We start from the raw sequence: 19,085 nt of genomic DNA, 5'->3' as shown, positions 1-19,085 counted from the left end.
GAGGGTTGCGTTCATGGCACGGACGGATCCATGAGCCGTCCTCATAGCGGCAGGTGGGGCCCCGAGTGACCGCAATCGATCGCACACCCGATCTCGCTCCGCAGGAGTTGCGGACCCTGGCGGCGGTGGCGGACGAAGGGGGTTTCTCGGCCGCTGCCGTCCGGCTCGGGACCACCCAGTCCGCCGTCTCGCACGCCGTGCGCGGCATCGAACGCAAGCTGGGCGTCGTGCTGTTCGCGCGCGGGCGGTACGGTGCCCGGCCCACCGCGGCCGGCGAGCGGGCCGCCGCCCACGCGCGCCGGATCCTGCGCATGCTGGACGTCCTGGTCACCGAGACCCGGGGGACCGCCACCGGGTCCGGGGCGGAGGCCGGAACGGGTGGGATCCGTGGGCCGCTGCGTATCGCCGCCTTCCGCAGCGCGGCCCTGTATCTGCTGCCGCCCGTGCTGGAGCGGCTCGCCGCCCGCCACCCCGGTATCGAGGCGACCGTGACGGTCGTACGGGAGGTCGGCCCCGGGGCGGCGGGGGAGGTGGCCGCGGGCCGTGCCGACCTGGGGATCGCGACCCTCGGCACCAGCTCGCCGATCCCGCCGGAGCTGATCGGCGACGTACTCCTCGAAGAGCCCTACGCGCTCGTGCACCCGGCCGGGCATCCGCACCCGCGCTCCCTGCCCCTGGTCGACTGGCGGGAGAACTGCTCCTCCGCCACCCGGCAGTGGTGGGCCGCGCAGGACTGGATCCCCACCGTGACCGCCCGGGCCGAGGACGACGGGGCGGTGCTGTCGATGGTGGCCAGCGGGCTCGGCATGGCCATCATGCCCGCGCTCTCGCTCACCGGGGCCCCGCCCGTGGTCGAGATCACCGACCTCGGACCGGAGCGGCCCACCCGCAGGATCGGCTACGTCACCACACCGGAACTCGCGGCCGCGGCGGCCGTGCGCGCTCTGGTCCGGGAACTGAGATCGTCAGCGAAACCGCAGCTCAGCGGGGGGTCGGCCAGGGTGCCGTCTCAGATAGTAGGAAGTCCGAGTAATTGTGGAGACAGAAGCGCGTCGCTCCCTTAGCTTTGTAGGAGCCGAACGTCTCGCTCGACCCAGCGAATGGCGGTCGTGAGCCGGGCCCCGCGCAGGCAACCCCTGCGGCCCGCTCCCCGCCCCTTCCGGCGTCTCGCAACCCCTCGTTGCACTCCAGGAAACTCGAAGGAGTCGATTTCCCATGGCCGAGACGACCGCCCGCCGCCGAGTCCGTCGTGTCTCCCGTACGACCGAGTCCGACCGCAAGAACGCCGCCGCCGCCCTCCAGCGCGCCCTCGACCGCCGTGACAACGGCGGCTCGACCGGCCACTGAGGAGCCACGGGCCGGACACGCGCGCCCTGTGAGCACACGCCACCTTCAGGCCCGCACGCCCCACGAACACGCACCACCCACAAGCCGGGAGCCGCACCCGATCGAGGTGCGGCGCGGTCTCAAGCGCCGCGCCGCACCTCGAAGTGGTCGATGCGCTCCCCGCTCTGCGCCAGCGCCGACACCTTGAGGCGCGGTCGTGCCCCGCTCTCCGCCTCCACCGAGAGGAAGGAGAAGCCCCGGTAGCGCACCCGCGACCACTCCACGGTCTCCTGGGCGGACTGCTTCGACTCCGCCCAGTGGAACGTCCGCACCGACTCGCGCTCGGTGACGTGCCCCTCGTAGCTCTCCTTCACGCCCTCCGGGAAGCCGTACAGGTCCTTGCCGCCGCCGCCCGCCGTGACGTACACGATCCCGTCCCGGGTCGGGTCCGTGGCCGCGCCGATCGGGACCGGCCGGCCGACCTCGCCGTCCCTGATCGCGTCGGTGCGCTCGTAGACGTGGTTGTGCCCGTTGATCACCAGGTCCACCTGGTGCCGGGCGAACAGGGGCAGCCACTCGGCGCGCACCCCGCCGTCGGAGGCGTGCGAGGAGGTCGAGTACGCGCAGTGGTGGAAGAAGACGACGACGAAGTCGACCTCCTTCGCCGCCCGCAGCTCACCCAGCTTCCGGTCCAGCCAGGCCGTCTGCTTCCCGTCCGTGTAACCGAGGTTGGCGGGGATCTCGTACGACACGTCGTTCGCGTCCAGCGCCACCACGCCGACGTTGCCGTACGTGAACGCGTACACGCCCGGGGCGGTGCGCGGGTCGAAGCCGCTGTCCGGGAGGGACCAGCGGGCCAGCTGGCCGCCGTAGCCGTCCGGCGAGTACCAGGCCTCCATGTCGTGGTTGCCGGTCGTCACCATCCAGGGCACCGACCGGGTGACCGGCTCGTTCTGCTTCAGGAACAGGTCCCAGAACGCGGGGTCGTAGCCGTCCGACTCCTCGCCCCGGCCGTTGACGTTGGCGTAGCAGATGTCACCGGCGTGCAGGTGGAAGGCGGGGTCCTGGCGCAACACGACGTGGTCGTTGCCGGCCGCGGCCTTGCTGACGCCCTGGTCGCCGAACGCGGTGAACACGAACCGCTCGGGTCGCGCCGGGGCGGTGCGGAAGGTGCCGAGGGTCCTGCCGTGCTCGGGTGCCGCCGGGTCGAAGCCGTCGTGCCCGACGCCGTAGTAGTACGTCGTGCCGGGCAGCAGGCCGTCCAGGGCCGCGTGCAGGTAGTACTGGTCGAGCGCCGACCGTACGCCCGCGACGCCCGGCGTGTGCAGGTCGCGGACCTCGGCCTCGATCTTGCGGCTCAGCCCGCCCGGCCGGGTGCCGATCCGGGCGTACGGCTTCCGTACCGCGAGGGGCACCTGCCAGGAGATCCGCATCTGCGTCTTCGGGTCGGCGCCGAAGGCGAGATGGCGGCCGAAGGGGGCGACGGCGGAGCCGTGCACCCGCGAGGCGGTCGACCGGCTCGACGTGGCCGACGCCCCGCCTGCCGTCCCCGGCGATCCGCCGCCCGAGCAGCCGGTCAGCAGACCGCCCGCGACCGCGCCCGCCGTCACCAGGGTCCGGCGCCGGGAGAGCTTGGTCCGCAGGTACTCGTGCTGCTCCGCCATGCTCATCCGGCGCGCGAGCTGAGGGGGAATGCCGAAGTCCGGTGTCTCCATGCAGGTGAACTTCCCAGCGAAGGCCAACACCCGCACCACGTGCGGGTGAACGACAGTCGAAGGGCTGACGCCACCCGTCGGGGCTGCTGTCCGTATCGCGGACCGCTCGTGTCATCCCATGGGACAAGGAGTACGGTGCTGCGCATGTCGGCAAGCTCTCGCATCCTCAATCTCGCAGTGATCCCCGGTGACGGCATCGGCCAGGAAGTCGTGGCCGAAGGCCTGAAAATCCTCTCCGCCGTCCTCCCGGAGGATGTGAAGCTGGAGACCAAGGAGTACGACTTCGGGGCCAAGCGCTACCACGCCACCGGTGAGACCCTCACCGACGCGGACGCCGAGGCCCTCAAGCAGCACGACGCCATCCTGCTCGGCGCGATCGGCGACCCGTCGGTGCCGTCCGGCGTCCTGGAGCGCGGCTTCCTGCTGAAGCTCCGCTTCCTCTTCGACCACCACGTCAACCTGCGTCCGTCGAAGCTGCTCCCGGGTGTCGCCACCCCGCTCGCCGGCGAGCCGGAGATCGACTTCGTCGTGGTCCGCGAGGGCACCGAGGGCCCGTACACCGGCAACGGCGGCACGATCCGCAAGGGCACCCCGCACGAGGTCGCCACCGAGGTCTCCGTGAACACGGCCTTCGGTGTCGAGCGCGTGGTCCGCGACGCCTTCGCCCGCGCCCAGGCCCGCCCGCGCAAGAAGCTGACGCTGGTCCACAAGAACAACGTGCTGACCTTCGCGGGTCACCTGTGGACCAACATCTTCAACCAGGTGGCCGCGGAGTTCCCCGAGGTCACCACCGACTACATCCACGTGGACGCGGCGACGATCTACCTCGTCACCGACCCCGCCCGCTTCGACGTGATCGTCACCGACAACCTCTTCGGAGACATCGTCACCGACCTCGCCGCGGCCGTCTCCGGCGGCATCGGCGTCGCCGCGAGCGGGAACATCAACCCGTCCGGCGAGTTCCCCTCGATGTTCGAGCCCGTGCACGGCTCCGCGCCCGACATCGCGGGCCAGGGCAAGGCCGACCCCACCGCCACGGTCCTGTCCGTCGCCCTCCTGCTGCGCCACCTCGGCTACGAGACCGAGGCCGTCCGCATCGAGGACGCCGTCTCCGCCGACCTCGCGGAGCGCAACGGCAAGCCCGCCCGCAGCACCACGGAGATCGGCGACGCGCTCGTCGTACGCGTAGCCGGCTGACCCCGCCGCGCTCGAATCTCCTCGAAGCCGCCGGGTCACTCAGCACCCGGCGGCTTTCGCATGTCCCCGCCGGGTGCCACCATCATCCCCGGGTCGCATTCACGCCGTTTTCGTCCACGGCCTCCGTCGCGCGATAATCGAACGCGGAGCCGCGGAATGAGGGAATGCTCGGACGTCCTAGCACTGGCCACTGGCAGTACGACGGGCGTGAGCGCGGCCCGTCACTCATCCGACCGGTGCTGCATCTCCCGGGGGACAACCCCCGGACCCCCGGCCCGAAAGACACGGGGTAGCGCAGACGTTCGCCAGGAAGCGAAGGACAGCAACTCATGACGACGCCCACGATCGAGCTCAAGCCCTCGGCCTCGCCACTCTCCGACGCGGAGCGGGAGGCGATCCTGGCCGACCCCGGGTTCGGCCGGCACTTCACCGACCACATGGTGGTCATCAAGTGGACCGAGGGCCGCGGCTGGCACGACGGTCAGCTCGTCCCGTACGCGCCGCTCTCGCTCGACCCGGCGACCATGGTCCTGCACTACGCGCAGGAGATCTTCGAGGGCCTCAAGGCCTACCGCCAGCCCGACGGGACCGTCGCCACCTTCCGCCCGGAGAAGAACGCGGCGCGCTTCCAGTCCTCCGCCCGCCGCCTCGGCATGCCGGAGCTGCCGGTCGAGACGTTCATCGAGGCCTGTGACGCGCTGGTGCGGCAGGACCAGGCCTGGGTCCCGGCGCACGGCGGCGAGGAATCCCTCTACCTGCGCCCCTTCATGATCGCGACCGAGGTCGGCCTGGGCGTGAAGCCGGCCGGCGAGTACCTCTTCCTGGTCATCGCCTCCCCGGCCGGCGCGTACTTCCCCGGCGGCGTCAAGCCGGTCTCCATCTGGCTCTCCGAGGACCGCGTCCGCGCCGTCCCGGGCGGCATGGGCGACGCCAAGACGGGTGGCAACTACGCGGCCTCCCTGCTGGCCCAGGCCGAGGCGGCGGCCAAGGGCTGCGACCAGGTCTGCTACCTCGACGCGGTCGAGCACACGTGGGTCGAGGAACTCGGCGGCATGAACCTGTACTTCGTGTACGGGGCCGCGTCCAACGAGAAGCCGGTGATCGTCACGCCGTCGCTGACCGGCTCCATCCTGGAGGGCGTCACCCGTGACAGCCTCCTCGCCGTCGCCCGCGACCTCGGCTACGCGTCCGAGGAGGGCCGCGTCTCCATCGACCAGTGGCAGCGCGACGCCGAGAACGGCACGCTGACCGAGGTCTTCGCCTGCGGTACGGCGGCCGTGATCACCCCGGTCGGCACGGTCAAGCGCGCCACCACCGAGTGGCGGCACTCGGGCGGCGAGCCCGGCGAGGTCACCCTCCGGCTGCGGCAGGCGCTCCTGGACATCCAGCGCGGCACGGCGAAGGACCAGCACGGCTGGATGCACCCGCTGGGCTAGGCACCACTCGTTGCACGAAGGGCCGCCGTGGACTCCGTGTCCGTGGCGGCCCTTCTCGCGGACGTCCGAGGATGCGCCCTGGTTGTACGCAATACGACCGATTGACCCTGTAGTGCGCGGTGCGTTTGCCTCGAAGGGAGCCCTCGGCGCAGGGCCGGGGGAGAAGCGTCCACGGGGCTTCAGGGGGAAACATGTCCAGACCCACAAGTGTGTCCGGCGTCTGCTTAGGGGTGACGCTGCTGCTCGCCTGCACCACGACCAGCGCCTCCGCCGCACCGCACGCACCCCGCACGGAGCGGGTGAGCACCGCCGCCGACGGTGGCCAGGCCGACGGGGATTCGGCGAGCGCCGCGATCAGCGCCGACGGCCGCCACGTCACGTTCACCTCCACCGCGCCGAGCCTCGGCTGCGCTCACGTCTCGATGTGCCTGCTGGTGAAGGACCTGGACGACGGCGGGGTCACCCGGATCGACCTCGGCAGCGGTTACACCTACGGCTCGCCGATGCCGAGCGCCGACGGGAGCCGTATCGGTTACACCGCGGGCACCCGGTTCCTGGCCCCTCACCTGTACGACCGCGCCACCGGCCGCTCGGAGCGGCTGTGGCCCGAGAACCCGCCCGGCTTCAACGAGTTGGGCCGCGTCCAGTCGATCAGCCCGGACGGCACGCACGTCGCGTACACCATCGGCAACCGCAACGGCTCCGAGAACTTCCGGCTGCTGTACGTCCGCGACACGGTCACCGGCACCGACGAGCTGATCTCGCCGGCCGAGGAGGGTGACAAGCCCGGGGCCTCGGTGAGCGGCGACGGCGAGCGGGTCGCGTACTCCGTCCGCGGTGACGTCGAGGCGGAGGACCCGGCCGACGTCTTCGTCAAGGACCGGGCGACGGGCAGGCGGACGCAGGTCGACACGGGTCTCGGGGCCACCTCCCTGGTCCGTATCACCGCGGACGGCCGCCGTGTCCTGCTCGACGCCGAGGGCGGCCTGTACGTCCACGACCTCCGCACGGGCGCCTCGCGGCGGGTGGCCGAGGGCACCGCCTTCTCGGCCACGGCGGACGGCCGGTACGCCGTCGTCGCGGGCGAGGACGGCGTGCGGGTCCGTGAGCTGAGGACGGGCCTGCGCGGGGCGTCCCTCCCGCCGAACGCCCAGCCGAGCGACGACATGCTGACCGCCGACGGGCGTGCGGTGGTGTTCGGTTCGACGTCGTCCCACCTGGTGCCGGGCGACACCAACGACGAGTCCGACGTGTTCGTCTTCTCGGGCGCGCTCCGGAGGAACCCGGCGCCGATGCCGTCCGTCACCGAACGGATCAGCATGACGCCGACCGGGCAGCAGCGGACCGGGCCGTCCTACGACCCGGTGATGGGGGACAGCAGGGTCGTCGCCTTCACCTCGCGGGGGACCGACGACACCGACGTGTTCGTCAACGCGCCCGGCGGCGTCTTCCAGGTCGACTCCACCTCCCAGGGCGCCTCGGGGGAGGGCGCGCCCTGCTTCAGCGGACGCATGGTCGGCTACACGGCCCCGCTCGATTCCGACGGCGGCCCGGGGATCCACATCCGCAACCGGGCGGTCGGCAAGCTGACCAGCCTGGGCTCCTACCAGGGCGTCCGCTTCACCTGGATGGGACAGCCCACGGTCGATCCGTTCTGCCAGTGGATCAGCTACGCGGCCACCCTGCCCGCCACCGACGCCGACCCCGACCCGCAGCCCCGCGTCTACCGCTTCCGGCTCCTGAACGGCACCACCGACCTGGTCAGCGCGCTCACGGGCGGGGCGGCGGGCCACCCGTCCATCAGCGAGGGCGGGAGGTACGTCGCCTTCGAACAGGGCGGTGACATCTACGTCCGTGACCTGGACACCGGCATCCTGGAGAAGGCCGGCAGCGGCGCCTCGGCCCCCTCCCTCGGCGCGGACGGGCGCAAGGTCGCCTTCCAGCAGGGCCGGGACATCCGCGTCCGTGACCTCGACACCGGGACCACGACCCGGGTCAGGGGCACGCAGCCCTCGCTCTCCGGGAACGGCACGAGCCTCGCGTACACCTCGGGCCGTTCGGTGTACCTGCTCGAACTCGCCACCGGGAAAAGGCAGTTGATCAGCATGGACCGCCTTGGAGGTCGCAACGACCTTCCGGCGCGGAACCCGTCCGTCAACGCCGACGGCACGGTCGTCGCGTTCGAGTCGGCATCACCCGATCTGGTGGAGGGGGACACCAACGGGGTATCGGACGTCTTCCTGCGGACAGTGCAATGAGAACGACCCCTCACGCGTGAGCGCGACCGACCACGTGTGACACCGACCCACCACGCACGACAACGACCCACCACGCACGACAGCGAACAACCACGGGGGAACCAACCATGCACAGCAAGAAGCGCTTGGCGGCCACGTTCCTGGCGGCCATCGCCACGGCGGCGCTCACCGGACCCACGGCGAGCGCCGCCCCCGGCACCCCGCGCACCGAGAAGGCGAGCGTGGCCCCGGACGGCACGGACGGCAACGGCGGCTCAGGCGGACAGAGCCTGAGCGTGAACGGCCGTCACATCGCCTTTGTCTCCGACGCCGACAACCTGGTCGCGGGCGACACCGACGGTGCCGCCGACGCCTTCGTACGCGACCTGCGGACCGGTACCACCCGGCTGGCGAGCACCGGCGGCGACGGCAACGTCCTGGACGTCTCGCTGAGCGCCGACGGCCGGTATCTCGCGTACACCATCAACCCCACCTACGACACCGCCGACAACCACATCTGGATCAAGGACCTGAAGACCGGCGCCGTCCAGCGCGTCGACGACACCATCGCCCCCGGCTACGCGGCCGCTTCCAGCCCCGCCCTCAGCGCCGACGGCCGCCACCTCGCCTTCGTCGCCCTGCGCACGGGCGACGGCGGGCCGGCGGGGGACAGGTCCAGCCGTGTCTACCGGGTCGACCGCGTCACCGGCGAGCGGGTCCGGATCAGCCAGGTGCCCGGCGAGGGCGTCGGGAAGTCCGCCGCGGGCCACCCGTCGATCAGCGCGGACGGCAGTCGGGTCGGCTACCAGTTCTTCGTCCCCCACCCCGCCTCGGGCGACTGGAGCGACGCCTACGTCCGTGAGGTGCCGAGCGGCGAGCTGTTCCAGGTGGACCGGGCGCCTCAGGGCGCGGTCTCCGACGGGCAGACCGAGTTCCCGCAGGTCAGCGCCGACGGCCGGTACGCGGTGTTCGACTCGCTGGACTCGCGGCTGACGTCGGGCGACACCAACAAGGGGCACAACGTCTTCGTCCGCGACCTGAGGACGGGAGACCTGCGCCGGATCGACGCCGCCGACCCGGCGGCGTTCACCGCCCACCCCCGGCTCAGCGCGGACAGCCGGCACCTCGCGTTCGTCTCGGCCGACCCGGGTGACACCGACCTCACGACGCGTGCCTACGTCCGCGATCTGCGGACCGGGCACACGGTGCTCGCCAACCCCACCACCCAGGGCGGGAAGAGCGGCTCCCCGGTGTCCTTCCCGGTCCTCGACCGGCATGCCCGCACGGTCGCCTTCAGCAGCTACGCCACCGACCTGGTGCCCGACGACACCTACGACTCCACACACGTCTACATCCGCCACCTGAAGTGACCGACCGCATCCTGAGACAACGGTGAGCCAGGCGCGGGGGGTGTGCCAGACTTCCCCCGTGCTCTCGTTCGCCACGATTATTGGCAGCAGGCGCGCCGGTCCGCAGTGACCGCCACGTACGACCAGGTACGGGCGGACACCGTCGCCTCGACCCGCGCGCAGACCTCTCGCACCCGCGAGAGGTTTTTCGCTTTTCTGGCCCATCCACAGCCGGAAACGAGAGCGCGAGGGACCATGTGGGGCGGTGGAGCCGGTCATTCCGGTACAGACCGAGATCCAATCCTCAGGAGCCTTGAGACCATGACCGAAACCAGCGAGCTCGACGATCAGTTCCACGTCTTCGACACCACCCTGCGCGACGGCGCCCAGCGCGAGGGCATCAACCTCACCGTCGCGGACAAGCTGGCCATCGCACGGCACCTGGACGACTTCGGCGTGGGCTTCATCGAGGGCGGCTGGCCCGGCGCCAACCCGAGGGACACCGAGTTCTTCGCCCGCGCCCGGCAGGAGATCGACTTCAAGCACGCCCAGCTGGTCGCCTTCGGAGCCACCCGCCGGGCCGGCGCCAAGGCCGCCGAGGACCCCCAGGTCAGGGCGCTGCTGAACTCGGGCGCCGAGGTGATCACCCTGGTCGCCAAGTCCCACGACCGGCATGTGGAACTCGCCCTGCGCACCACGCCGGACGAGAACCTGGAGATGGTCCGCGACACGGTGTCGTTCCTGACGGGCGAGGGCCGTCGCGTCTTCGTCGACTGCGAGCACTTCTTCGACGGCTACCGCGCCAACCCCGAGTACGCGAAGGCGGTCGTCCGGACGGCCTCCGAGGCCGGCGCCGACGTCGTCATCCTCTGCGACACCAACGGCGGCATGCTCCCCGCGCAGATCCAGGCGGTCGTCGCCACCGTCCTCGCCGACACCGGCGCCCGCCTCGGCATCCACACCCAGGACGACACCGGCTGCGCGGTCGCCAACACCCTCGCCGCGGTGGACGCGGGCGCCACCCACGTCCAGTGCACGGCGAACGGCTACGGCGAGCGGGTCGGCAACGCCAACCTGTTCCCGGTCGTCGCGGCCCTGGAACTCAAGTACGGCAAGAAGGTCCTCCCCGAGGGCAAGCTGCGCGAGATGACCCGTATCTCGCACGCCATCGCCGAGGTCGTCAACCTCACCCCCTCCACCCACCAGCCCTACGTCGGCGTCTCCGCCTTCGCCCACAAGGCCGGCCTGCACGCCTCCGCGATCAAGGTCGACCCGGACCTCTACCAGCACATCGACCCCGAGCAGGTCGGCAACACCATGCGGATGCTGGTCTCCGACATGGCCGGCCGCGCGTCGATCGAGCTCAAGGGCAAGGAACTCGGCATCGACCTCGGCGGCGACCGCGAACTCGTCGGCCGGGTGGTCGGGCGGGTCAAGGAACGCGAACTCCAGGGCTACACCTACGAGGCGGCCGACGCGTCCTTCGAACTCCTGCTCCGCGCCGAGGTCGAGGGCAAGCCCCTCAAGTACTTCGGCGTCGAGTCCTGGCGCGCGATCGTCGAGGACCGCCCCGACGGCACCCACGCCAACGAGGCCACGGTCAAGCTCTTCGCCAAGGGCGAGCGCATCGTCGCCACGGCCGAGGGCAACGGGCCGGTCAACGCCCTGGACCGCTCCCTGCGCGTGGCCCTCGAAAAGATCTACCCGCAGCTCGCCAAGCTCGACCTCGTCGACTACAAGGTCCGCATCCTCGAAGGCGTCCACGGCACCCAGTCCACCACCCGCGTCCTGATCTCCACCTCCGACGGCACGGGCGAGTGGTCGACGGTCGGCGTCGCGGAGAACGTCATCGCGGCGTCCTGGCAGGCACTGGAGGACGCCTACACGTACGGGCTGTTGCGGGCGGGGGTCGAGCCGGCGGAGTGACATCGGCGGGCGGGGACGTCCGGCTTCGGCCTCGGCGGGTCCGGCCTCGTCCGGGGAACTGCGCTTCGCGGAAGCGCAGTTCCCGCTACGTCAGTTCTCCGTTACGTCAGTTCCGGCTGAGTGTCCGCGTCACGCCCGCCACCACCGCCGTCGTCAGGATCCATCCCACGCCGATCAGCCCGTACGCGAACGACTGCGGGCCCGTCTCGGCCCAGTGCCAGGCGGCCCGCTGCCCGAATCCACCGATCGGGACGAGCAGATCGAGGGTGTACACGACCGGGTTGAAGGGTGCGCCCTCGCCCGGCTTGTTCGGGACGGGCACGTACGCATCGAAGACGAGCGAGCCGAGCAGCGTGAGCAGCGTCAGCCAGATCCCGGCGAGCCACGGCCGGTAGCCGTACCCGACCGCACCGTCGAGGAGCCAGCCCCACGCCCGCCCGGCGGGGCCCAGCGTCGCCCGGCGGCACCGCTCCCGTACGAGCAGGACGCGCCGCGCCTCGTCCTCGTGCCCGGACCGGCGGTAGTGCGAGGCGAGTTGCTCGTACGGCTGCGGTGCGTAGACCGGCATCTGCCGCAGCCAGGCAAGCCGGTTCGCGACGTCCTCGCGGCGCGTGCCGACGGTGTCGCCGAGCCAGTCGTACGTCAGTCCGTCGAGCCCCAGGGACGCCGGCCAGGTCGACGGATGGTCCTGGATACGCGTCGCGTGCGCGTTGCGCAGATTCACGCCGCCCGCCGGTCTGCGCGCGAACCGCAGGTCGAGCGCCTCGGCCCGCATCCCCACGCACATCAACGACGAGCCGGGCGCCAGGAGTTCGGCTTCGTGGAAGGTCAGCAGGTCCTCTACCCGTGCCCCGCGCAGCCGCACTCTGCCGTCCGCCCTGAACCCTTCCGACAGCCGTACCGTCGACGCCTTCAGGCCGTCCCCGTGGAACGCGAACCGATCCGCTTCCCCGACCGTGATCCGCGCCCCGCGCATCCACAGCCCACCCGGCAACTCGGCCCCGGGGAAACCGACTTCGCCCTCCGCGACGAACCCGTCCTCACAGAACACCCCGCCCCGCATCACCAGCCCGCCACCCTCGACGGCCGCCCGCCCCGGCGCGATCAGACGCGCCCCGTCGAGCCGCAGCCCGCCCGCGATGTCCGTGTGCACCAGATCCACGGCACTGTCCGCCCCGTCGGGCTCACCGATCGTCGACCGACGGAGATCAAGTCGCCCGCCGATTCGAGCGGTCGAGGCACGCAACCCCGGCAGCACACACGCCACCAACTCGAAGGCGAGGGTGCTCGCACCTTCGAGCGTCACCGCCGCGTCGAACCAGCACCCCTCGAACCGCACGGCACGCCGTATCTCGGCCCCGTCGAGCGACAGCGCCCCCGTGACGTGGGTGTCGCGCAGCAGATACGGCCGCCCGCCCGCGTCCCCGTCGAGGATCTCCCGTCTGACGCCGTCGGCGTCGACGCTCGGCTCAGGAACGACCGGCGGCACAGGCGTCCACGAAGGCGGTCCAGGTGGCGGGGGAGACGGTGAGGACGGCCCCGACGGCGGGGTCGTTCTTGGAGTCACGGACGTGGATGGTGGAGGGCTGGCTGGCGACCTCGACGCAGTTGCCGCCCTCGTTGCTGCTGTAACTGGACTTGCGCCAGTTGGTGGCGACCTCGATGCAGTTGCCGCCCTCGCTGCCGCTGTAGCTGGACTTGAACCACTGCAGTGGGGTGCTCATCGGTCTCCTAGCAATCCGTGCAAGTAGCGCACGCTCTCATCGGGTGAGAGGGCCTGGGACCGCAGCATTCCATACTTGTGGTGATAGTCGCTGACCTCGTCGGGATCCTCAACGAGGAAGCTGGCGCGCTGTACTTCCAGATAGACCAGGCGCTCGAACTGGGGTGTTTCCAGCAGCACCATGGGGCCGTCGAGGCAGGCGTGCGGAGTTCGGTCCTCGGGCATGATCTGGAAACTCATGTGAATCGGCTCGGTGTACTCCAGGATCTGGCGGAACTGGTCCTGCATCATCTGCGGACCGCCGACCTGACGTCGTAGGACGCTCTCCTCGATGACGAAGTGACCGACGGGTGGTCGCTCCCGCTGCCAGACCAACTGCCGCTCCATGCGCGACTCCACCCACTGCTCGGTGGTCTCGCTACCGAGCGCGGGGTACCGATAGCCGACCACCGCGCGACAGTAGTCCCGCGTCTGAAGCAGCCCTGGCAGCACTTGAGTCTCGTACGACAGGAGACTCATCGCCTCCTGCTCATGATCCACCAATGACTGCGCGAACTGCACCACCTTCTCCCGAACCGGCATCTCGGCCACCAGTACGGCCAACACCCCACCCGTACCCAGCAGTTCGTCGAACTGCTCCGCCCGGTCCGGCTGAAGAGCCATCCGTCCCTGCTCGATCGAGCCCACCGTGTCCACGCTGAGGTTCGCCAGCTCGGCGAGTTGTTCCTGAGTGAGCCGGGCCCGCTTCCGGCAGTGCGCCAGCAGCGCCCCGACCGCACGCCACGAACTGACCTTCCTGGGCTTCCTGGCCGTGTGCATGGCTGTCCCTTTCCCCCGTCCGCACCCCAACCGCTCGTAGTGAACCCGTAGCAATCAGAACTACGACCTCACCCACTGCCCCACACTAGTGACTCCCTGTGACAGTCGCCCCATGAACGCCCCACCCCAACTCCTCCGAGCCCGCACCGCCCTCTACCCCCGCGACCGCAGGTCGGTGGGGATCGCCCGGGACCTCACCCGCGTCACCCTCGCCGACTGGGGGGTGATCGAGCGGGGTGACGACGTACTGCTCTGTGTGAGCGAACTCGCCACCAACGCCCTCCTGCACGGCGTCCCGCCGAACCGCTGCTTCCGCCTCGGTCTCATCCTCACCACCGACGGGGTGCTCCGCGTCGAGGTCCACGACAGCGGCCCCGGCGACGTCCGTACCCGGGATGCCGGCCCGGAGCCGGAACACGGCCGCGGCCTGCTGCTCGTGGCCGCGCTGGCCGACAAGTGGGGCGTGGGGGAACGGGATCCGGGCAAAGTCGTCTGGTGCGAGTTCAGAGTTGTCGAGTGCCTTGACGGGGCGGTGGGTCACCAGTTCACTCACGCCGTGAGGTAAGTCATGAGTGGCCTACGAGAGCCAAGGGGGAAGCTCCATGCGTCCCACGCGTTCCGCACGAAGAACCGCCCTGCTCGCCTCCGCCGCACTGCTGGCGGCCCTGATCCCGGCCCTGTCCGCGCAGGCGGCCGACGACCCCGCCCCGGTCCCCGTCGACCGCTTCGAGGGCGAGGTCCCCTTCGCGAGCCCGCCCGCCGAGGGCATCTTCACCTGGGGCGGCGACGCCGACGACCCGCCCGCGCTCCAGCTCACCGCAAGGGACGACGCCCCCGAGGGCGACAAGATCCTCACCGGCAGCTACGACATCAGCGGATACGGCGGCTTCACCCACGACTTCGCGTTCGCCGAACCCGCCCACGACTGGTCCGCCCACCGGGGCGTCCGCTTCTGGTGGGACGGCCGGAACAACGGCAAGAAGATCGCCTTCGAGCTCAAGGACGGCGGCGCGAACGGAGAGGCCTCCGAGCTCTGGACGACGTCTTTCACGGACGACTTCAGCGGCTGGAAACAGATCGAGATCCCCTTCACCGACTTCACCTACCGAACCGACTACCAGCCGGTCGGCGGCATCGACCAGATCCTCGGCCTGACCGAGACCTGGGGATACGCCCTCACCCTCCCCGTGGGCGTCAAGGGCGACTTCGCCATGGACGGCGTCGAGCTGTACGGCAGGGCCGACCAGTCGCTGCGCGCGTCGGTCACCACCGACGCGGCCGTGTACCCGGTGACGGAAGGGAAGACCGCCGCCGTCAGGGTCACCGTCGCCACCACCGGCGCCGCCCCCCTCGACGACCCCGTCACCGTCGCCTACGAGACGGCCCCGACCGGCACCGCCGACCCCGGCAAGGACTACACCCCGGTCGCCGGCAGCGTCACCTTCCCCGCGGGCACCCCCTCCGGCACGACCCGCACCCTCAAGGTCCCCACCCTCAGGGACAAGCGGGCCGAGTCCGCCGAGACGGTCCCGCTGAAGCTGACCGTCACCGGCGCCAAGCCCCCGTCCGAGACCCCGCAGATCGTGGTCGACGCGCACGGACTGCCGTATCTGAACGCCAAGTTGCCGGTGAAGAAGCGTGTCGCCGACCTGCTCTCCCGGATGAGCCTCGCGGAGAAGGCCGGCCAGATGACCCAGGCCGAGCGCGGAGCCGTCGGGACCGGGGCCGACATCGCCACCTACGACCTCGGCTCGCTGCTCTCCGGAGGCGGCTCGACCCCGACGCCCAACACCCCCGGTGCCTGGGCGAAGATGATCGACGCGTTCCAACTCCGGGCGCAGGCGACCCGGTTCCAGATCCCCCTCATCTACGGCGTCGACGCCGTGCACGGCCACAACAACCTGGTCGGCGCGACGGTCCTGCCGCACAACATCGGCATCGGCGCCTCCCGGAATCCCCAACTGGCGCGGAAGACAGGTGCGGTGACCGCCGCCGAGGTCCGCGCCACCGGCATCCCCTGGGACTTCGCCCCCTGCCTGTGCGTCACCCGCGACGAACGCTGGGGCCGCTCCTACGAGTCCTTCGGCGAGGACCCGGCGCTGGTCGAGCGGTTGGAGACCGTCATCCAGGGCCTCCAGGGAGCCCCGGACGGCAGCGACCTCAAGGACGACGACAAGGTCCTCGCCACCGCCAAGCACTTCGTCGGCGACGGCGGCACCGAGTACGGCTCGTCCACGACCGGCACCTACACCATCGACCAGGGCATCACCAAGGTCACCCGGCAGCAGCTGGAGGCCGTCCACCTCGCCCCGTACCGGACGGCCGTCGACCGAGGCGTCGGTACGGTCATGCCGTCCTACTCCTCCCTCGACATCGCCGGCGACGGGCAGGGCCCGGTGAAGATGCACGCCCGCGCCGACATGATCAACGGCGTCCTGAAGGGCCGGATGGACTTCGACGGCTTCGTGATCAGCGACTGGGACGGCATCGACCAGATCCCCGGCGACCGGGCCTCCGACGTCCGTACGTCCGTCAACGCGGGCCTCGACATGATCATGGTCCCGTACGCCTTCAAGGAGTTCCACTCCACCCTCGTCGCGGAGGCGGACGCCGGGCGGATCGGCGAACGCCGGATCGACGACGCCGTATCGCGCATCCTCACCCAGAAGTTCAGGCTGGGGCTCTTCGAGAAGCCGTACGCCGACACGAGCGGCGCGTCCGGCATCGGTTCCGCCGCCCACCGGGCCGTGGCCCGACAGGCGGCCGCGGAGTCGCAGGTGCTGCTGAAGAACTCCGGATCGGTCCTGCCCCTGAAGAAGAACCAGAAGGTCTACGTCGCCGGCTCCAACGCCGACGACATCGGCAACCAGACCGGCGGCTGGACGGTCACCTGGCAGGGCGCGTCCGGCGACATCACCCGGGGCACGACGATCCTGGAGGGCATGGAGAAGGCCGGAGGCGACCTCACCTACTCCCAGGACGCCTCGGCGCCGACGGACGGATACGACGTGGGGGTCGTGGTCGTCGGCGAGACCCCGTACGCCGAGGGCGTCGGCGACGTGGGGAACGGCCACGACCTGGAACTCACCGCCGCCGACCGCGCGGCTGTCGACAAGGTGTGCGCGGCGATGAAGTGCGCGGTGCTGACCGTCTCCGGGCGCCCCCAGCTCATCGGGGACCGGCTCGGCGACATCGACGCGCTGGTCGCCTCCTGGCTGCCCGGCACCGAGGGCGACGGCGTGGCCGACGTCCTCTACGGCAGGCGCCCCTTCACCGGGCAGCTCCCGGTGACCTGGCCGAAGTCGCAGGCGCAGCTCCCGATCAACGTCGGCGACGCGGCGTACGACCCGCAGTTCCCGTACGGCTGGGGTCTGACGACCCTGAGCAGGGCACCCGAGGGCGGTACGGCGACCCTGAAGGCCCTCGGTGCCGCGGCCTCGGCGGCCGAGCGGGCCGGTGCCGAGGAGGCGGGCCGCGCGCTGGTGACCAAGGCCCGGCTGATCGTCCAGCGGCAGGTGGGCCAGGGCATCACGGCCGGGGTGGCGAAGCCCTTCGCGGACGCCGACCACCTGCTCCTGACCGGCAGGTACGGGAAGGCGGTGGAGAAGCTGGCGGAGGCGTATCGGGCGGCGCTCTGAGGGGCCGGGATCCGCCCACCCCAACAGCTCCTTTCCCTCCCCTTTCGGGTAGCTTCGAAGGATGAAGGTCGTCGCTTCATCGACCCGAAGCCTCGCCGGAGTGCTGAGCGCACTGGCGCTCGCCGTCCTGACGGCCCTGACCGTCCTGACGGCGAGCGCCCCGCGCGCCGCCGCGGCCACCGACGTCTCCACGATCGCCGCGGCCCTCCGCGAGAACCCGGTCTACGTCGCCCCGGAGGCGTCGGCCCAACTCTCCTCGGCCGAGGCCGACGCACTGGCACAGCAGATCAAGGACGCGGACAAACCCCTCTTCATCGCGGTCCTGCCCGCGGACCAGCCGAAGGAGAGGCTCTTCACCGACCTGCGCACCGCCACCGGCATCACGGGTCTCTACGCGATCCGGGTGGGCGGGGCCTTCGACGCCAGCGCCGACGCCTCGGTCCTGCCGCGCACGGCCGTGGGCAACCTGGTGACCAGCGTGAAGACGGAGAAGACCACCTCGGCCCAGCTCACGGACTTCACCGACCGGGCCCTGACCAACCTGGGCGGCTCGGCACCCGCCTCCTGGGGCTCCTCGGACAGCGGCGGGGGAGCCGGGGCCGCCGCGTTGATCACGGTCGGCGCGTTGCTGGTGGCCGGCGGCGGTGGCGCGTACGCACTCGTCCGACGCAACCGTCGGCGGCGCGCGCAGGAGCAGCGGGCCGCGCTGGAGAAGCTGCGGATCGTGGTCGACGAGGACATCACCGCCTTCGGCGAGGAACTGGACCGCCTCGACTTCCACCCCGGGGAGCCCGGCGCGGACGACGCCATGCGGCAGGACTACGAACGGGCGCTGGACGCCTACGAGAAGGCGAAGACGGACATGGCCGGGGCGGCGAAGCCGGAGGACGTCCGGACCGTCACCCAGACCCTGGAGGACGGCCGCTTCTCCCTGGCCCTCCTGACGGCCCGCCGCACGGGCACCCCGCTGCCGGAGCGCCGCCTGCCCTGCTTCTTCGACCCCCGCCACGGCCCCTCGGTCGCCGACGCGACCTGGACGCCGGTGGGCGGCACCCCGCGCGAGGTCCCGGTCTGCGCCGCCGACCGCACCCGCCTCTCCGACGGCCGCGACCCGGTGATCCGCGAGGTCGACACCGAACACGGCCGCCGCCCCTACTGGGAGGCGGGCCCCGCCTACGGCCCCTGGGCCGGCGGCTACTTCGGCGGCGGCCTCCTCCCCGGCCTCCTCATCGGCACCACACTGGGAACCCTCATGGCCACCCCGTCCTACGCCTCCGACTACGGCTCCGGCGACTACGGCACCGCCGGCCACGAGGGAGGCGACACCTCCGGCGCGGACTTCCAGACCGACGACTTCAGCGGCGGCTTCGGAGGCGGCGACTACGGCGGCGGAGGCGACTTCGGAGGAGGAGGCGGAGGAGACTTCGGCGGCGGCTTCTGACCCCCGACCGACCGCTCCCCTCCTCACCGAACCGCACCGGCCCCTGTCCAGCCCGTCCGACGTTTGAGGACGAGGCCCTTTCGGCGCCGAGGTGGGGCTCTGGGGCCGACACCCGCTCCCAGCTCGTCCGGTGTTCGAGGTCGAGGTCTTTTCGGGACCGAAGCGGGACCTGGGCCGACACCCGCTCCCAGCCCGTCCGGCGCCCGAGGACGAGGCCTTTCGGGACCGAAGCGGGAGTCTGGGGCGGCACCTGCTCCCAGCCCGTCCGGCGTTTGAGG

Annotated in this window: 14 protein-coding genes; 10 read left to right on the top strand and 4 right to left on the bottom strand. The window is 71.1% G+C overall.

Annotated elements, in window-relative coordinates:
* Positions 1-65: 65 nt before the first annotated feature.
* Positions 66-1,064 carry a LysR family transcriptional regulator gene (locus ACZ5VD_RS26225; protein ID WP_468548668.1) on the top strand — a complete coding sequence of 333 codons (999 nt, stop codon included), beginning with the start codon at positions 66-68 and terminating at the stop codon, positions 1,062-1,064.
* Between the two features lie 151 nt (positions 1,065-1,215).
* A complete protein-coding gene (locus ACZ5VD_RS26220) occupies positions 1,216-1,347 on the top strand; it encodes a hypothetical protein (RefSeq protein ID WP_468548667.1) in 132 nt (43 codons plus the stop codon).
* A gap of 119 nt (positions 1,348-1,466) precedes the next feature.
* On the opposite strand, the gene ACZ5VD_RS26215 is transcribed toward ACZ5VD_RS26220, so the two are convergent.
* On the bottom strand, positions 1,467-3,041 hold the full coding sequence (locus ACZ5VD_RS26215) for a purple acid phosphatase family protein (RefSeq protein ID WP_468683507.1): 1,575 nt from the start codon (positions 3,039-3,041) through the stop codon (positions 1,467-1,469).
* Between the two features lie 144 nt (positions 3,042-3,185).
* Between ACZ5VD_RS26215 and ACZ5VD_RS26210 the strand changes: the two genes are divergently transcribed.
* The 5 genes from ACZ5VD_RS26210 (at position 3,186) to cimA (ending at position 11,186) form a co-directional block, all read left to right on the top strand.
* Positions 3,186-4,238: a 3-isopropylmalate dehydrogenase gene (locus tag ACZ5VD_RS26210; RefSeq protein ID WP_468548665.1), complete on the top strand. Its 1,053-nt coding sequence runs from the start codon at positions 3,186-3,188 to the stop codon at positions 4,236-4,238.
* A 329-nt stretch (positions 4,239-4,567) separates the two neighbouring features.
* The gene (locus tag ACZ5VD_RS26205) at positions 4,568-5,674 is read left to right on the top strand and encodes a branched-chain amino acid aminotransferase (RefSeq protein WP_468548664.1); all 1,107 of its coding nucleotides are present in this window, start codon (positions 4,568-4,570) and stop codon (positions 5,672-5,674) included.
* Between the two features lie 191 nt (positions 5,675-5,865).
* Positions 5,866-7,932, top strand: coding sequence for a TolB family protein (locus tag ACZ5VD_RS26200; protein WP_468683506.1), 2,067 nt, complete (start codon positions 5,866-5,868; stop codon positions 7,930-7,932).
* Between the two features lie 107 nt (positions 7,933-8,039).
* Entirely contained in the window at positions 8,040-9,281 is a 1,242-nt protein-coding gene (locus ACZ5VD_RS26195; RefSeq protein WP_468683504.1) for a TolB family protein, read from the top strand.
* 300 nt (positions 9,282-9,581) lie between these two features.
* A complete protein-coding gene (cimA, locus tag ACZ5VD_RS26190; protein ID WP_468548661.1) occupies positions 9,582-11,186 on the top strand; it encodes a citramalate synthase in 1,605 nt (534 codons plus the stop codon).
* A 106-nt stretch (positions 11,187-11,292) separates the two neighbouring features.
* On the opposite strand, the gene ACZ5VD_RS26185 is transcribed toward cimA, so the two are convergent.
* Genes ACZ5VD_RS26185 through ACZ5VD_RS26175 form a run of 3 tightly spaced genes read right to left on the bottom strand, consistent with a single transcriptional unit; the run spans position 11,293 to position 13,728 of the window.
* Positions 11,293-12,675, bottom strand: coding sequence for an oxidoreductase (locus ACZ5VD_RS26185; RefSeq protein ID WP_468683503.1), 1,383 nt, complete (start codon positions 12,673-12,675; stop codon positions 11,293-11,295).
* Entirely contained in the window at positions 12,656-12,910 is a 255-nt protein-coding gene (locus tag ACZ5VD_RS26180) for a DUF397 domain-containing protein (RefSeq protein ID WP_468683501.1), read from the bottom strand. The genes ACZ5VD_RS26185 and ACZ5VD_RS26180 overlap by 20 nt, the downstream gene beginning before the upstream one ends.
* Positions 12,907-13,728, bottom strand: a complete 822-nt coding sequence (locus tag ACZ5VD_RS26175; protein ID WP_468683500.1) for a helix-turn-helix domain-containing protein — start codon at positions 13,726-13,728, stop codon at positions 12,907-12,909. Before ACZ5VD_RS26175 ends, ACZ5VD_RS26180 begins: the two co-directional genes overlap by 4 nt.
* Before the next feature lie 112 nt (positions 13,729-13,840).
* Between ACZ5VD_RS26175 and ACZ5VD_RS26170 the strand changes: the two genes are divergently transcribed.
* The 3 genes from ACZ5VD_RS26170 to ACZ5VD_RS26160 all read left to right on the top strand — a co-directional run bounded on the left by ACZ5VD_RS26170 (position 13,841) and on the right by ACZ5VD_RS26160 (position 18,807).
* Positions 13,841-14,293, top strand: coding sequence for an ATP-binding protein (locus ACZ5VD_RS26170; protein ID WP_468683499.1), 453 nt, complete (start codon positions 13,841-13,843; stop codon positions 14,291-14,293).
* A gap of 37 nt (positions 14,294-14,330) precedes the next feature.
* Positions 14,331-17,366, top strand: a complete 3,036-nt coding sequence (locus ACZ5VD_RS26165) for a glycoside hydrolase family 3 protein (protein WP_468683498.1) — start codon at positions 14,331-14,333, stop codon at positions 17,364-17,366.
* A 61-nt stretch (positions 17,367-17,427) separates the two neighbouring features.
* Positions 17,428-18,807, top strand: coding sequence for a hypothetical protein (locus ACZ5VD_RS26160; RefSeq protein WP_468683496.1), 1,380 nt, complete (start codon positions 17,428-17,430; stop codon positions 18,805-18,807).
* Positions 18,808-19,085 lie beyond the last annotated feature (278 nt).

It is taken from the genome of Streptomyces sp. NPDC032822 (assembly GCF_055578825.1).
This window is presented reverse-complemented; position numbering and strand designations above follow the sequence as displayed.

Bases quoted from the DNA above. Each gene is read 5' to 3' on its own strand.
- ACZ5VD_RS26215 (WP_468683507.1), bottom strand. From the start codon at position 3,041: ATGGAGACACCGGACTTCGGCATTCCCCCTCAGCTCGCGCGCCGGATG.
- cimA (WP_468548661.1), top strand. From the start codon at position 9,582: ATGACCGAAACCAGCGAGCTCGACGATCAGTTCCACGTCTTCGACACC.
- ACZ5VD_RS26175 (WP_468683500.1), bottom strand. From the start codon at position 13,728: ATGCACACGGCCAGGAAGCCCAGGAAGGTCAGTTCGTGGCGTGCGGTC.
- ACZ5VD_RS26165 (WP_468683498.1), top strand. From the start codon at position 14,331: ATGCGTCCCACGCGTTCCGCACGAAGAACCGCCCTGCTCGCCTCCGCC.
- ACZ5VD_RS26170 (WP_468683499.1), top strand. From the start codon at position 13,841: ATGAACGCCCCACCCCAACTCCTCCGAGCCCGCACCGCCCTCTACCCC.
- ACZ5VD_RS26210 (WP_468548665.1), top strand. From the start codon at position 3,186: ATGTCGGCAAGCTCTCGCATCCTCAATCTCGCAGTGATCCCCGGTGAC.
- ACZ5VD_RS26200 (WP_468683506.1), top strand. From the start codon at position 5,866: ATGTCCAGACCCACAAGTGTGTCCGGCGTCTGCTTAGGGGTGACGCTG.
- ACZ5VD_RS26205 (WP_468548664.1), top strand. From the start codon at position 4,568: ATGACGACGCCCACGATCGAGCTCAAGCCCTCGGCCTCGCCACTCTCC.
- ACZ5VD_RS26160 (WP_468683496.1), top strand. From the start codon at position 17,428: ATGAAGGTCGTCGCTTCATCGACCCGAAGCCTCGCCGGAGTGCTGAGC.
- ACZ5VD_RS26195 (WP_468683504.1), top strand. From the start codon at position 8,040: ATGCACAGCAAGAAGCGCTTGGCGGCCACGTTCCTGGCGGCCATCGCC.
- ACZ5VD_RS26180 (WP_468683501.1), bottom strand. From the start codon at position 12,910: ATGAGCACCCCACTGCAGTGGTTCAAGTCCAGCTACAGCGGCAGCGAG.
- ACZ5VD_RS26220 (WP_468548667.1), top strand. From the start codon at position 1,216: ATGGCCGAGACGACCGCCCGCCGCCGAGTCCGTCGTGTCTCCCGTACG.